Origin of the sequence: Desulfocurvus sp. (assembly GCF_023230885.1) — a bacterium.
GTDB lineage: Bacteria > Desulfobacterota > Desulfovibrionia > Desulfovibrionales > Desulfovibrionaceae > Desulfocurvus.
In genome coordinates, this window is the sequence record NZ_JALNWM010000003.1 from 1 (window position 1) to 13,498 (window position 13,498).

At 70.8% G+C, this 13,498-nt stretch carries 13 protein-coding genes and 1 tRNA gene; all 14 read right to left on the reverse strand.

What is annotated here, in order from left to right:
• A partial coding sequence (locus tag M0P34_RS00380) for a hypothetical protein (RefSeq protein ID WP_291495165.1) occupies positions 1-265 on the reverse strand: 265 nt, incomplete at its 3' end.
• Between the two features lie 154 nt (positions 266-419).
• On the reverse strand, positions 420-1,721 hold the full coding sequence (locus M0P34_RS00385; RefSeq protein ID WP_291495167.1) for an amidohydrolase family protein: 1,302 nt from the start codon (positions 1,719-1,721) through the stop codon (positions 420-422).
• A 10-nt stretch (positions 1,722-1,731) separates the two neighbouring features.
• Positions 1,732-2,673, reverse strand: a complete 942-nt coding sequence (locus tag M0P34_RS00390) for an ABC transporter permease (protein ID WP_291495169.1) — start codon at positions 2,671-2,673, stop codon at positions 1,732-1,734.
• Between the two features lie 3 nt (positions 2,674-2,676).
• The gene (locus tag M0P34_RS00395; RefSeq protein WP_291495171.1) at positions 2,677-3,726 is read right to left on the reverse strand and encodes an ABC transporter permease; all 1,050 of its coding nucleotides are present in this window, start codon (positions 3,724-3,726) and stop codon (positions 2,677-2,679) included.
• Positions 3,716-5,257 (reverse strand): ABC transporter ATP-binding protein, encoded by a 1,542-nt coding sequence (locus M0P34_RS00400; protein WP_291495174.1) that lies wholly within the window; start codon positions 5,255-5,257, stop codon positions 3,716-3,718. The genes M0P34_RS00395 and M0P34_RS00400 overlap by 11 nt, the downstream gene beginning before the upstream one ends.
• Positions 5,258-5,314: 57 nt before the next feature.
• On the reverse strand, positions 5,315-6,313 hold the full coding sequence (locus M0P34_RS00405; protein ID WP_291495176.1) for a BMP family protein: 999 nt from the start codon (positions 6,311-6,313) through the stop codon (positions 5,315-5,317).
• A 495-nt stretch (positions 6,314-6,808) separates the two neighbouring features.
• Entirely contained in the window at positions 6,809-7,855 is a 1,047-nt protein-coding gene (locus M0P34_RS00410; protein WP_291495178.1) for a spermidine/putrescine ABC transporter substrate-binding protein, read from the reverse strand.
• Positions 7,856-7,857: 2 nt separating this feature from the next.
• Positions 7,858-8,628, reverse strand: a complete 771-nt coding sequence (gene potC, locus M0P34_RS00415; protein WP_291495180.1) for a spermidine/putrescine ABC transporter permease PotC — start codon at positions 8,626-8,628, stop codon at positions 7,858-7,860.
• Complete coding sequence (locus M0P34_RS00420) at positions 8,625-9,503, reverse strand: ABC transporter permease subunit (protein ID WP_291495182.1); 879 nt, start codon at positions 9,501-9,503, stop codon at positions 8,625-8,627. The genes potC and M0P34_RS00420 overlap by 4 nt, the downstream gene beginning before the upstream one ends.
• Positions 9,496-10,605 (reverse strand): spermidine/putrescine ABC transporter ATP-binding protein PotA, encoded by a 1,110-nt coding sequence (gene potA / locus M0P34_RS00425; RefSeq protein ID WP_291495184.1) that lies wholly within the window; start codon positions 10,603-10,605, stop codon positions 9,496-9,498. The genes M0P34_RS00420 and potA overlap by 8 nt, the downstream gene beginning before the upstream one ends.
• A gap of 152 nt (positions 10,606-10,757) precedes the next feature.
• Entirely contained in the window at positions 10,758-10,883 is a 126-nt protein-coding gene (locus M0P34_RS00430) for a hypothetical protein (RefSeq protein WP_291495186.1), read from the reverse strand.
• Between the two features lie 170 nt (positions 10,884-11,053).
• Positions 11,054-11,914, reverse strand: coding sequence for a class I SAM-dependent methyltransferase (locus M0P34_RS00435; protein WP_291495189.1), 861 nt, complete (start codon positions 11,912-11,914; stop codon positions 11,054-11,056).
• Positions 11,915-12,027: 113 nt separating this feature from the next.
• Positions 12,028-12,103 (reverse strand) — tRNA-Ala (locus tag M0P34_RS00440).
• A gap of 159 nt (positions 12,104-12,262) precedes the next feature.
• A complete protein-coding gene (locus M0P34_RS00445) occupies positions 12,263-13,267 on the reverse strand; it encodes an HD domain-containing phosphohydrolase (protein ID WP_291495190.1) in 1,005 nt (334 codons plus the stop codon).
• Positions 13,268-13,498: the final 231 nt, after the last annotated feature.

Genomic DNA, 13,498 nt, shown 5'->3' on the forward strand with positions numbered 1-13,498 from the left:
GGTCCATGTCTGTGGAATTCACGGCCCGGGTCAGCAGCTCCCAGGCCTGGTCCCTGTCGCCGCAGCGGGCGGCCTCGCGGCCCCGGCGCACCATCTGGCGGGGGTCGTCGCGGGTCGTGCGGGGCGAGAGCAGGGGGACCAGGGGTGCGTCCTGCGCGGCGCCCGGCTCCGGGCTCCGGGCCTGGGCCCCGGGGACGCAGCCCAGGAGCAGCAGGGCCAGAATCTGCGCAAAGAGCAGCGATGGCAGGACGAATCGGGAGCGCATGGATACGTTGTGCGCCGACGCGGCGATACTGTCAACACGGCGGGCCGGGGGCGCCGGTTGGCGGGGCGCTCCCCGAAGCGAGGAGGAAGGAGTCTGGGTACTCCGGGTGCGCCCGGCAACCGACGTTACAAGAGTAGGGCTTTTGCCCGGGCTGTCAAGGGCGCTCGCAGCCCGGGCCGCGCCGGGGGGTGAAGTCCACCTCGCGCGGGGGTTGGCCGTCCGGGGTCAGGGTGGCGCGCACGGGGGGCGTTGTGGCCACCACCTGCCCGCGCCGGACCACGAACAGCCGCGCCGGGCGCAGGCGGATGGCCTCCACCGGGTTCCGGGCCTGGAGGATCACGAAGTCGGCGGCCCTGCCCGGGGCCAGGCCGTAGTCCGCAAGGCCCAGGGCCCGCGCGCCGCCGTGGGTCACGGCCTCGAAGCACCGCCCAAGGCCCGTGGTGCCCATCATCTGCAGGCAATGCGCGCCCATGTGGGCGACCTCGAGCATGTCGTGGCTGCCCAGGGGATACCAGGGGTCCATCACGCAGTCGTGCCCGAAGGCCACGTTGACTCCGGCGGCCAGCAACTCGGGCACGCGGGTCAGGCCCCGGCGCTTGGGGTAGGTGTCGTGGCGGCCCATGAGGTGGATGTTGATGAGCGGGTTGCACACGGCGTGCAGCCGGGCCTCGGCCATGAGCGGCAGCAGCTTGGAGACGTAGTAGTTGTCCATGGAGTGCATGCTGGTCAGGTGCGAGCCGGTGACGCGGCCCTCCAGGCCCAGGCGCGTGGTTTCGCGGGCCAGGGTCTCCACATGGCGCGAGGCCGGGTCGTCGGTCTCGTCGCAGTGCATGTCCACCAGCAGCCCGCGCTCGGCGGCCAGCTCGCACAGCCAGCGCACGGAATGCCGCCCGTCCTCTTCGGTCCGCTCGAAGTGCGGAATGCCGCCGACCACGTCCACGCCCTTGTCCAGCGCGCGGACGAGCAGCTCCTTGCCGCCCGGGGCGCGCAGCAGGCCGTCCTGGGGGAAGGCCACCAGCTGGATGTCCACCAGCCCGCGCATCTGTTCGCGCACCTCCAGCAGCACGTCCACGGCCATGAGGGCCGGGTCGGTCACGTCCACATGGGTGCGCACGGCCAGGGTGCCCCGGGCCACGGACCAGTCCAGCAGCTCCAGGGCCCGGGCCTTGACGGCCTCGGGGGTCAGGCCCGGCTTCAGCTCGCCCCAGATGCGGATGCCCTCCAGCAGGGTGCCGCTCTCGTTCATGCGCGGCAGGCCCAGGGACAGGGTGGCGTCCATGTGGAAATGCGGGTCCACGAAGGGCGGGGTGGCCAGGTTGCCCCCGGCGTCGATGGTCCGGGCGGCCCGGGCCTCGATGCGCGGGGCGATTTCGGCGATGCGTCCGTCCTTGACGGCGATGTCCACAGGGCCGCCGCCCTCGGGCGGCACGGCGCCGGTAACCAGCAGGTCGAGCATGGGAACCTCCTCAGCGTTCGCCCTTGCGGAAGGGCACCAGCAGCGCGGCGGGGTAGGCCGCGCGGCGCGACATGACCACCAGGGCCACGATGGAAAACACATAGGGCATCATCAGGTAGACCTGATACGGGATGGCCAGGCCCGCCTGCTGCTGCACGCGCATCTGCACGGCGTCGAAGGCCGCGAAGAGCAGCGCGCCGAGGAGCGCCTTGCCGGGCCGCCACGAGGCGAAGACCACCAGGGCGATGCAGATCCAGCCCCGGCCGTTGACCATGCCGATGTAGTAGGCGTCGAAGGCGGCCAGGGTCAGGAAGGCGCCGCCCACGGCCATGAGCGCGCTGCCCGCCATCACCGCCGCCGTGCGAATGGCGTGTACGGACAGGCCCTGGGACTCCACGGCCATAGGATTCTCGCCGGCCATGCGCAGGGCCAGGCCCGCCGGGGTGCGGTAGAGCACCCAGGCCGTGACGGCCAGGGCCGCCAGGGCCAGCAGGGTCAGGGGCGTCTGGCCGAAGAGCACCGGCCCCAGGAAGGGGATGGAGCCCAGGCCGGGAATGTCCATGGCCGCGAAGGGCGTTATCTTGGGCGGGGTGGTGGCCTTGGGCAGCAGCATGCGGAAGGCGAAGGACGACAGGGCCGAGGCCAGCATGGTGATGCCCAGGCCGGTGACGTGCTGCGACAGGCCCAGGCGCACGGTGAGCAGGGCGTGGACAAGGCCCAGGGCCGCGCCCACGGCGGCGGCGAAGCCCACCGCGCCCCACAGCGATCCGCCCAGGTAGACCCAGCACCAGCCGCCCATGCACCCGGCGGCCATGATGCCCTCGATGCCCAGGTTGAGCACGCCCGCGCGCTCGCAGATCAGCTCGCCCAGGGTGCCGAAGAGCAGGGGCGTGGCCATGCGCACCGTGGCCACCCAGAAGCCCGTTTCCAGCAGCAGTTCCAGCACGCCCACGGGCTACCTCCAGCGGATGCGCCAGCGCGGCGCCAGCATGCTCACCAGCACGGCCAGCAGCGAGAGCGCCGTGGCCACGTCGGCGATGTAGTTGGAAATTTCCAGCGCGCGGCTCATGGAGTCCGCGCCGATGGAAACCACGGCCACGAACAGCGCCGCCGCCACCACGCCCAGGGGGTGCAGCCCCGCCAGCATGGCCACCACGATGCCCGAGTAGCCGAAGCCCGGGGAGAGGTCCAGGGTCAGGTAGCCCTTGAGGCCCGCCAGCTCGCTGACCCCGGCCATGCCCGCCAGCCCGCCGGAGAGCAGCGCCGTGCGCAGCACCGCGCGGCCCACGGGGATGCCCGCGAAGCGGCTGGCGCGTTCGCTCAGGCCCACGGCGCGGATTTCCAGGCCCCAGGTGGTGAAGCGCATCAGCGCCCAGGCGCCCGCGGCGCAGGCCAGGGCGATGACGAAACCCCAGTGCAGGCGCGTCTTGGCCACCAGGGGCGCCAGGACGGCGGCGTCCACCACCGGCGCGGCCTGGGGCCAGCCCATGGCCATGGGGTCCTTCCACGGCCCGAAGACCAGCCAGTTCACGGCCAGGACGACCACGAAGTTGAGCAGCAGGGTGGTGACCACCTCGTCCACGGCCAGGCGCGTCTTGAGCAGGGTCGGGCCCAGGAGCAGCAGCCCCCCGGCCAGGGCCCCGGCCAGGAACAGCGTGGGGATCATCAGCCACGCGGGCAGGTCGAGCATGCCCGTGCCCAGCCAGGTGGCCATGACCGCCCCGGCGTAGAGCTGGCCTTCGGCGCCGATGTTCCACAGCCTGGCGCGGAAGGCCACGGCGGCGGCCAGCCCGGTGAAGATCAGCGGCGTGGCGCGGGTCAGGGTCTCGGTGAGGGCGAAGGTGGAACCCAGGGCGCCCTTGAGCAGGAGGCCCAGGGCCCGGCCGGGCGGCGCCCCGGCCCACCAGATGAGCAGCGAGCACAGGGCCAGGGCCGCGCCCACGGCCAGCACCGGGGCCAGCACCGTGAGCGCCAGGGAGGGCTCCTGGCGCGGCTCAAGACGCACGGGCGGCCTCGCTTCTGGCGTCGCCGTGGCCGCTCATGGCCAGCCCGATGGCCGCGGCGTCGGCCTCGTCGGGGCGCACCGGGGCGGACAGGCGGCCGCGGTGCATGACCTGGATGCGGTCGGCCACCTGGAAGATTTCGTCCAGATCCTCGGAGATGAGCAGCACCCCGGCCCCGGCGCGGCTGGCCTCCATGAGCGCCTTGTGCACGAAGGTGGCGGCGCCCACGTCCAGGCCCCAGGTGGGCTGGTTGGCCAGGATGACGGACGGGTTGCCCGAGAGGACCCGGGCCAGGATGAGCTTTTGCATGTTGCCCCCCGAGAGCTGGCGCGCCGGGGCGCCCGGGCCCTGGCAGCGCACGTCGAAACGGGCGATGAGCTCGCGGGCGCCCCGGCGCATGGCCGAAAAGTCGAGCAGGCCCCAGCGCGACCAGGGCCGCTGGCGGTAGATCTCCAGAACCAGGTTTTCCATGACGCTCAGGTCGCCCACAAGGCCGGTGCCGATGCGGTCCTCGGGCACGCGGCCCACGCCCAGGGCCAGCATGCCCGCCGGGCTGGGGGCGGCCACGGCCCGGCCGTGGACGCGCAGCTCGCCCGCCTGGGGCCGGAGCAGCCCGCTGACCATGTCGGCCAGGGCGGCCTGCCCGTTGCCCGACACCCCGGCGATGCCCAGGATCTCCCCGGCGCGCAGGGTCAGGTTCAGCCCGTCCAGCAGGGTGCGGCCCCCGTCGTCGCAAAGCACCGCGCCGTCCAGGGCCAGCACCTCGGCGCCGGGCTCGCCCGGGCGGCGGCCCACCCGGGGCACCTCGCCGCCGACCATGGCCCGGGCCAGGGTGTCGGCGTCGGTCTCGTGGGTCGCGGTGCGCAGCACGACCCTGCCGTGGCGCAGGACCACGCAGCGGTCGCTGGCGGCCATGACCTCGCGCAGCTTGTGGGTGATGAGGATCACCGCCAGGCCCCGGTTGACCAGCAGGCGCAGGGTGGCGAAGAGCTGCTCGCCCTCCTGGGGCGTGAGCACGGCGGTGGGTTCGTCCAGGATCAGGATGCGCGTGTCGCGGTACAGCGCCTTGAGGATCTCCACGCGCTGGCGCTGGCCCACGGACAGGTCGCGCACGCGGGCGTCGGGGTCCACATGCAGGCCGAAGCGGGCCGAGAGGTCCGCCAGGCGCCTGCGCGCGGCGCCCTGGCGCAGGCGCGCCGAAAACAGCGGGCGCGTGCCCACGGTGACGTTCTCCAGCACGGTCATGTTGGCCGCCAGGGTGAAGTGCTGGTGGACCATGCCCACGCCCGCGTCCAGGGCCGCGCGGGGCGAGCCCGGGGGCAGGGGCCGGCCCATGACCTCCACCTCGCCCTCGTCGGCCCGGTAGTGGCCGAAGAGGATATGCATGAGCGTGGTCTTGCCCGCGCCGTTCTCGCCCAGCAGGGCCAGCATCTCGCCGCGGCGAAGCTCCAGGCTCACGTCGTCGTTGGCGACCAGCGGGCCGAAGCGCTTGGTCACGCCGCGTATGCGCAGCACGGTCTGGCTTTGGCGCATGGTTCTCCCGGGCGCGCCGGGGCCGCCGCGCTGGCGGCCCCGGCGGGTTCGCGTCCGCTAGAAGGTGGACTTGGGCTCGTTGTCGTCGATGGCGATGACCAGTTCGCCAGCCAGGATGGCGGCCCGGGCCTTGTCGACCTCGGCCTTGACCTCGGCGGGGATGCGCTCCTCGAATTCGTAGAACGGCGCCAGGGAGGCGCCGCCCTTGGCCATCATGGTCCAGTCGCGGTAGTCCTCGGCGGCGAAGGTCCCGGCCTTGACGCGCTCAATGGCGTGGCCGATGGCGGCGTCCATGCTCCACAGGGCGGAGGTGACCACCACGTCGGAGCCGTTCTCTTCCTTGTTCATGTCGTTGACGTTGCCGAAGGCCACGAGGCCCTTCTCGCGGGCGGCGTCGACCACGCCCGCGCGCTCGGCGTAGAGCACGTCCACCCCGGCCTCGATCTGGGCGTAGGCGAATTCCTTGGCCTTGGGCGGGTCGTACCAGGAGCCGATGAAGGAGACCTTGAACTCCACGGCGGGATTCACGGCCTTTGCCCCGGCCATGAAGGCGTTGAACAGGCGGTTGACCTCGCCGATGGGGTAGCCGCCGACCATGCCGATGCGGTTGTTCCTGGTCATGGCCCCGGCGATCATGCCCATGAGGTAGCAGGGCTCGTGGATATAGTTGTCGAACACGGCCATGTTCGTGCCGTAGGGTCCGAAGGAGTCGCCCATGAGCAGGGCCACGTTCGGGTAGTCGTCGGCGGCCTTGCGCACGTCGCGGCTGATGCCGAACGCCTCGCCGACCACCAGGTCCACGCCGGACTCGCAGTATTCGCGCAGCACGCGGACATAGTCGGTGTTGGAGACCTTTTCGGAGAACACATACTCGATCTCCCCGGCCTCGGCGGCGCGAGAGAGGGCCTGGTGCAGGCGGGCGTCCCATTTCTGCTGGATGGGCTGGGTGTAGATGCCCGCGACCTTGATGGTCTTGGCCAGGGCGGCCCCGGGCAGGGCCAGGGCGCAGGCCAGCGCCAGGGCGCAGGCCAGGGCCGTCGGGGAAAGGTTCTTCATCGTCGTCTCCCGAGGGTGGTGGTGGTTGATCGGCCCGGCGGCGGCCCGCCGGGGGGCGGCGCGGGCCGCCGTCCGCGCCCGGAGCAACGGGCGTGCCAGCGGCCGCAAGGCCCGGGGCGGCCGGGAAAAGCCCGCCGCCCCTCCGCCGTGGGCGGCGACGAATATGACAAAAAGTGGAAAGAAGCGCCACGGAATTGTAATCGTTTGACGAAAATGTGAGGGCTGGGCACGGGGCGGCGCCGGGAACGGCGCCCGGGCATGGCGGGGCATGGCGGGGCGGGCATGGCGGGGCGGGCACGGGGGCGGCGGCCATGAGGTCGCGCCAGCCAGCCGGAGACGGCGGGTCGGAAAGCGGCGGCAGGGCCCGGAGGGCGGCGGTGGGAACGCCGGGTCGGGCGGGGCGCGGCGCCGGGCCCCGGGAGGCGGCGGGGCCGGAAAACGCCGGGGCCCGCGACGCGCGCGTCGCGGGCCCCGGCTTGTGCGGCGGCCGGAGGTCTAGTCCCCGGCGACCTTGAGCATCTCCCAGTACTTCTCGTACACGGGCAGGGCGTCGCCCACGCCGGTCTGGAACTCGCTGTTCACGAGGTCCTCGGGGCGCGGGGAGACGATGGGGTCGTTGCGCAGCTCCTCGGGCAGCAGGGCCTGGGCGGCCTTGTTGGGCGTGGTGTAGCGGAACTCCTCGGCGATGCGCGCGGCGATTTCGGGGCGCAGCAGGAAGTCGATGAACAGCATGGCGCCTTCCTTGTTCTGCGCGCCCGCGGGGATGCACAGGTTGTCCATCCACAGCATGGCGCCCTCGCGGGGGTAGACATACTCCAGCTCGGGCATCTCCTCGCGGATCTGGCTGGCGTCGCCGTTGAAGATCAACCCGACCACGGCCTCCTCGCCGGCGAAGACCTGCTTGGCTCCGTCGCTGGTGAACATGCGCACGGCGGGCTTGAGCTCCAGCAGCCACTCGTAGGCGGCCTTGATCTCGGCCTCGTCGCGGGTGTTCATGGAGTGGCCCAGGGCCTTGAGGGCCACGCCCAGGCCGTCGCGCAGGTCGCTGGACATGAGGATGCGCCCGGCCAGCTCGGGGCGCTTCAGGTCGGCCCAGGAGGTCACCGTGCCGGGGGCGACCTGGGCGGTGTTGACCATGAGCCCCGTGGAGCCCCACATGTAGGGGATGGAGTAGCGGTTCTCGGGGTCGAAGGGCTTGTTGAGCACCTCGGGGTCGAGGTTGGCGAAGTTGGTCAGGCCCTTGGGGTCGATCTCGGCCAGCAGGCCCTGTTCGCGCATGAGGCTCAGGAAGTAGGTGGAGGGCACGACGATGTCGTAGCCCTTGCCGCCCATGAGCTTCAGCTTGGTGAACATGGCCTCGTTGGAGTCGTAGGTCGAGTAGATGACCTTGATGCCCGTCTCGGCGGTGAACTCGTCGAGCACGCTTTGGGGCATGTAGTCGGTCCAGTTGTAGATGGTCAGGGTCTTGCCCGCCTCGGCCCAGGCCGAGGGGACGGCCACCAGGGCCGCCAGGAGCAGCAGGGCCGCGATGCGCTTGGTCATTGTTAATGCCTCCTCGTGCGGGTCATGGCGTGGGCCAGCAGGACGCAGGCCACGGTCAGGGTGAACATGATGGCCGACAGGGCGTTGATGTCCGGCTTCACCCCCAGGCGCACCATGGAATAGATCTTGAGCGGCAGGATCTCGTAGCTCGGGCCGGTGACGAAGAAGCTGATGAGCACGTCGTCCATGGACAGGGTGAAGCTCAGCAGCCAGCCCGCGCCCACGGCGGGCAGGATCAGCGGCAGGATCACATGGCGGAAGGCCCGCCACTCCGAGGCGCCCAGGTCGCGCGCGGCCTCCACGAGGTTCTCGTCGAAGGAGGCCAGGCGCGCCAGCACCGTGAGGGTCACGAAGGGCAGGCACAGGGTGATGTGCGACACCAGCAGCGTGCCGAACCCCAGGCTGGCCCCCAGGGTCACGAAGAATATCAGCAGCGAGATGCCCATGACGATGTCCGGCGAGACGGTGAGCACCAGGATGCTGCCCAGCAGCACCTTGCGCCCGGCGAAGCGGTAGCGGTTGAGGGCCAGGGCCGCCAGGGTGCCCAGGGCCGTGGCCGCCGTGGCCGAGACCACGGCCACGAACAGGGTGCGCAGGGCGGCGTCCATGAGCGGCCCGTTGGCCGCCAGGCGCTCGTACCACTTCCAGGTGAACCCGCGCCAGGCCGTGGAGTAGGTCGCGTCGTTGAAGGAATAGACGATGACCACCACGATGGGCAGGTACAGGAAGGCGAAGACCAGGACCATCCACAGGGCGCGCAGCTTGCGGGTCATGGCGCCCCCTCGGTCAGGATGTCGTCGTCCTCGTCCTGGCGGGCGCGCAGGGTGGCCAGCCGCCACAGCACGATCATCACCGCCAGGGCCACGGTGAGCACCGTGCTGGCCGCCGCGCCCAGCGGCCAGTCGCGCGCGAGCAGCATCTGGTTCTTGATGAAGTTGCCAAGGAGCATGGACTTGCCCCCGCCCAGGAGCTCGGGGATGTAGAACATGCCGAGGGCCGGCAGGAAGACCAGCATGCTTCCGGCCAGGATGCCGGGCATGGTCAGGGGCAGGGTCACGTTCCAGAAGGCGCGCAGGCTGCCCGCGCCCAGGTCGCGCGCGGCGTCGAGCAGGTTGCGGTCCAGCTTTTCGATGGCCGCGAACAGCGGCAGGACCATGAACGGCAGCAGGGTGTAGGTGAAGCCGATGAACATGGCCGTGTCGGTGTAGAGCAGGGACACGGGCCCGCTGGTGAGCCCCAGGGCCTCCAGCAGGTTGGAGAGCACCCCGCGCGACTTGAGGATGAGGATCACCGCGTAGGTGCGGATGAGCGAGTTGGTCCAGAAGGGCACCACGACCAGGAGCAGCAGCCAGGGCCGCCAGCGGCGGCTGGCGCGGGCGATGCCGTAGGCGAAGGGGTAGCCCGCCAGCAGGCAGACCAGGGTCGCCAGGGCCGCCAGGCGCACCGACTCCCAGAAGATGGCCGCGAAGGTCGGGTCCATGAGGCGGCCGTATGCCTCGAGGGTCAGCCCCGGGGCGACGAAGTCCTCGGGGTGGCGCGTGAGGAACGAGACCACCAGCAGCCCCGCGTTGGGCGCCAGGGCGAAGACCAGCAGCCACGCCGCCACGCCCAGGATGCAGATGCGCCGGAACAGCGCGCCGTCATGCATCGGGGAGCACCACTTCCCAGCCGTTGACCCAGGTCACGGCCACGGTCTCGCCCGTGGCGTAGCTGATTTCCTGGTCGTCCTCGTTGAAGTATTCCTGGGCCAGCAGGGTCTTGCCGCCGTCCTGGCCCTCCAGGCGCACGATGATGTCCACCGTGGCGCCCTTGTAGACGGTCTCCTCGATGCGCCCGGTGAGGAAGGGGCCCTCGGGGCGGTCGTCCACCGCGCGCCACACGCGCAGGTCCTCGGGGCGCAGCAGCACCTTGACCTCGTCGCCGGGGGCGAAGTCGCGGCGCGTTTCCACGGGCATGGACGAGCCCTCGACCACGGCGCGGTAGCGCACGCCGTTGACCTTCTCGGCGATGGTGGCGTCCAGGATGTTGATGTCGCCCACAAAGCGCGCCACGGTCAGGTTGGCGGGGTTCTCGTAGATTTCCTGGGGCGTGCCGACCTGTTCGATGCGTCCTTCGTTCATGACCACCACGCGGTCGGACATGGCGAAGGCTTCCTGCTGGTCGTGGGTCACGAAGACGAAGGTGATGCCCAGCTGGCGCTGGAGGTGCTTGATCTCCAGCTGCATGGCCTTGCGCAGCTTGGCGTCCAGGGCGCTGAAGGGCTCGTCGAGCAGGAGCACCAGGGGGTTGTTGACCACGGCGCGGGCGATGGCCACGCGCTGCTGCTGGCCGCCCGAAAGCCGCCCCGGGCGGCGCTTGGCGAAGCCGTCCATGTGCACCGTGCGCAGCACGTCGGCCACGCGGCGGGCGGCCTCGGCGCGCCCCGTGCCCTGCATGCGCAGCCCGAAGCCCACGTTGGCCTCCACGGTCATGTGCGGGAACAGGGCGTAGTTCTGGAACACGGTGTTGACCTGCCTGCGCTCGGGCGGCACGTCGTTGACCCGCCGCCCGGCTATGGCCACCTCGCCGGACGTCGGCGCCTCGAAGCCCGACAGGATGCGCAAGATGGTCGTCTTGCCGCAGCCCGAGGGCCCCAGCAGGGTCAGGAACTCGCCGTTCCGGATGCCCAGGTCGATGCCGTCCAGGGCAAGCATGTCGTCGAAGCGCTTGGAGACGCCCCGCAACTCGATGATGCAGTCTTGATCCGCCATGTCCGCCCTCGTGGGCCGCGTGGGCCGCTACTGGGAATGGAAAAGGCCGCAGCCGTGGGTCGCGGCCCGAGGGGGCCGCGTGGTCCGTCCGGCCACGCCCGGGGGCGGAAGAGCGTCTGTGGGGAAAAAGGAATGAAACGGACGCCAGCCGCCTACCCGAGGGCGTGGTCGGACCAGGGTCTACTTCCCGCCGGCCCGGCCCGCCTGGCGCCACGCGCGGCAAGGCCCCGGCGGGCCCGGCGCAGGTGGCGCAACAGGTAGCTGGTGTGTCGTTTCATGGTCGCTCCTGGGGTGGGAGGGGCGGGGCGCCTGGCGGCGTCCGTCCGTTGGGGGCCTTATGCCATGATCGCCCCGGGCTGACAAGGGGCGCGAAGCTTCCGGGGCGATTTCCCCGGCGCGCTGTGCCCGGGGGGCGCTGGCCGGGCCGGGCCCGGGGTCGCGGCCCGGCTCAGGGCGTCCAGCGGGCCCACAGCGAGCGCGGCAGCAGCCGGGGGCTCGCGCTGTGCGCAAGGGCCAGCTCGCCCACGTCCAGGGTGCCCCCGGCGCCGGGCATGGCCCCGAGCATCAGGTTGCGCAGCATGAGCGCCGAGGCGTCGGTGTTGTACATGGTCAGGATGACCAGCCGCGCGTCGTCGGAGAGCAGCTGCCCGCAGGTGGCCAGCAGGTCGGCCACCTGGGCCTCGACCTTCCACAGCTCCTTGGCCGGGCCGCGCCCGAAGGCCGGGGGGTCCAGGAGGATGGCCTCGTAGCGGTTGGCGCGGCGCAGCTCGCGGGTGGTGAACTTGGCCGCGTCGTCCAGCAGGAAGCGGATGTTCGTGTCGCCCAGGCCCGAGAGTTCCTGGTTGCGCCGGGCCCAGTTCAGGGCGGTGCGCGAGGCGTCGATGTGCGTGACCTCGAACCCGGCCCGGGCGGCGGCCAGGCTCGCCACGCCGGTGTAGCCGAAGAGGTTCAGCAGCCGGGGCCTGCGCCCGGCCAGGGGCGCGCCGTGGGCGGCCAGGGCCATCCAGTGCGGCCACTGCTCGGGGAACACGCCCAGGTGCTTGGAGGTCTCGGTGAAGCGCGCCAGCAGGCGCAGTTCGCCCAGGGGCAGGACCCACTCGCGCGGGGCCCCGGGGCGCATGGTCCAGGATTTCTCGTCGTGCACGGCCACGGCCTTGTCCCACCGGGCCTGGGGCAGGGCCGGAGCCCACCACGCGCGCGGCTCCCCGCGCACCACCACAACGTCGCCGAAGCGCTCCAGCTTGCGCCGGTCGCCCGAATCCAGCAGCTCGTACTGGTCCCATCCGCCAAGAAGAACTTCGATGTGCATGGCCGCTCCCGGGGCCGCGCCACGCGGCCCAGGGGGCCCTGGCACGGCGGCGTTCCGGGTTGGAGTGCAAGAAGACGGGGCTTGCGGGCAAACCCGCAAGCCCCTGAAATTTCTGGTGGAGATGATGAGACTTGAACTCACGACTTCTGCCTTGCGAAGGCAGCGCTCTCCCAACTGAGCTACATCCCCACATGTCGTGCGGGCCAACGGCGCCGACGATGGAGCAGGTTTCTTACACGCCGTGCCGGGAGGGCGCAAGCACTATTTCGCGGCTCCTGGCGGCGGGGCCCCGGCCCGCCCGGCTTCGCCTGTCTTCGCCCGGCATCGCCCGTCTTCGCCCGGCTTCGCCTACCACTCGCCCGTGAGCACCGCCTTGAACAGCGGGGCCACGGCCTTTTCGGAATACCTGGCCTTCTGGTCGTTCAGCTCGCCCACGGCCTCGCGGGGTTCCTTGGCCGGGGCGTAGGGCCGGGTGGTGGTCATGGCGCAGTAGGAGTCGACCACGGCGGTCATGGCGCCCAGGGGCGACATCTGCTTGGCCTTGGCCGGGTAGCCGCTGCCGTCCAGGCGCTCGTGGTGCTCCATGATGGCCTGCTGCATCTCGTCGAACTTCAGCCCCAGCTTGAGGGCCAGCTTGGAGCCCAGGAGCGGGTGCAGGTGGACCTTGGTCCGCTCGTCGGCCGTCAGGGGCTTGGTCTTGTCGCGGATGAAGGCCGGAATCTTGGACATGCCCATGTCGTGCAGGAACAGGGCCAGGGCCGTCTTGTCGTAGACGCGGCGGTTGAAGCCGCCGGGGAACATCTTGTTGAACAGCCACAGCCCGAGGACGCCGCAGTTGTAGGAATGCCGGGCCAGGGTGTGCTCCTTGTGCAGGCGGCGCACCAGGGCCTTGGCGCGGTTCTTGTCGTTCCACAGGTACTCGGTGAGCACCATCATGTCGTTGTAGAGCTTGGTGAACACCAGGGTCACGGGCTGCTCGAAGAACTCGTCGATACGGTCGGTGAGGGCGTAGGTGAATATCTCGGCGATCTCGGATTCCTTGAGATGCTCGTCCACCAGGACCAGATCGAGCTGCTTGGCGATGTGCTTGGAGTAGATGGGGTGGTCGGTGCGCGCCACGAAGAGGTTGCCCTCGGCGCACATCTGCGCCACCTGCTCCTGCGCCTCCTTGTCCATGCGCTCGTCCTGCTTCTTGTAGAGCAGGATCTGCGCCGTGTCCTCCTTGAGGCGGTACAGGTTCAGCGGCGGGCGGAACTTGGGGAAGCTGTCCAGGATCTCGGGGCTGATCTGGTAGTATTCCTCGTCCAGATTGTCCACGATGCCGCTTTTGAGCTTGGCTTTGGTCGCACACATGGTGGTCTTCCTCGGTGGGTGGCGTCTCTTGTCCGTTCGGGCGCCGCCGTGTTCTTGCCCGGCGCCGCCGGGGCATGTTGCGGCCCGGCCGGAGCCATGCACCGCCCGGCCACGGTGCGGCGGGACGGACGCAACAGGCCCGGGGGGCGTGCCCGGCCCAAGGGAAAATCGCCCGCTCCAAGGGAAAATCGTCCGCCCTGCGGGGCTTGCCGGATATCTGTTCCGACCCTT

What these genes read in the sequence shown, in the direction of transcription:
- M0P34_RS00385 (WP_291495167.1), bottom strand. Translation starts at nt 1,721, where the DNA reads ATGCTCGACCTGCTGGTTACCGGCGCCGTGCCGCCCGAGGGCGGCGGC.
- M0P34_RS00400 (WP_291495174.1), bottom strand. Translation starts at nt 5,257, where the DNA reads ATGCGCCAAAGCCAGACCGTGCTGCGCATACGCGGCGTGACCAAGCGC.
- M0P34_RS00405 (WP_291495176.1), bottom strand. Translation starts at nt 6,313, where the DNA reads ATGAAGAACCTTTCCCCGACGGCCCTGGCCTGCGCCCTGGCGCTGGCC.
- M0P34_RS00410 (WP_291495178.1), bottom strand. Translation starts at nt 7,855, where the DNA reads ATGACCAAGCGCATCGCGGCCCTGCTGCTCCTGGCGGCCCTGGTGGCC.
- potC (WP_291495180.1), bottom strand. Translation starts at nt 8,628, where the DNA reads ATGACCCGCAAGCTGCGCGCCCTGTGGATGGTCCTGGTCTTCGCCTTC.
- M0P34_RS00420 (WP_291495182.1), bottom strand. Translation starts at nt 9,503, where the DNA reads ATGCATGACGGCGCGCTGTTCCGGCGCATCTGCATCCTGGGCGTGGCG.
- potA (WP_291495184.1), bottom strand. Translation starts at nt 10,605, where the DNA reads ATGGCGGATCAAGACTGCATCATCGAGTTGCGGGGCGTCTCCAAGCGC.
- M0P34_RS00430 (WP_291495186.1), bottom strand. Translation starts at nt 10,883, where the DNA reads ATGAAACGACACACCAGCTACCTGTTGCGCCACCTGCGCCGGGCCCGC.
- M0P34_RS00435 (WP_291495189.1), bottom strand. Translation starts at nt 11,914, where the DNA reads ATGCACATCGAAGTTCTTCTTGGCGGATGGGACCAGTACGAGCTGCTG.
- M0P34_RS00445 (WP_291495190.1), bottom strand. Translation starts at nt 13,267, where the DNA reads ATGTGTGCGACCAAAGCCAAGCTCAAAAGCGGCATCGTGGACAATCTG.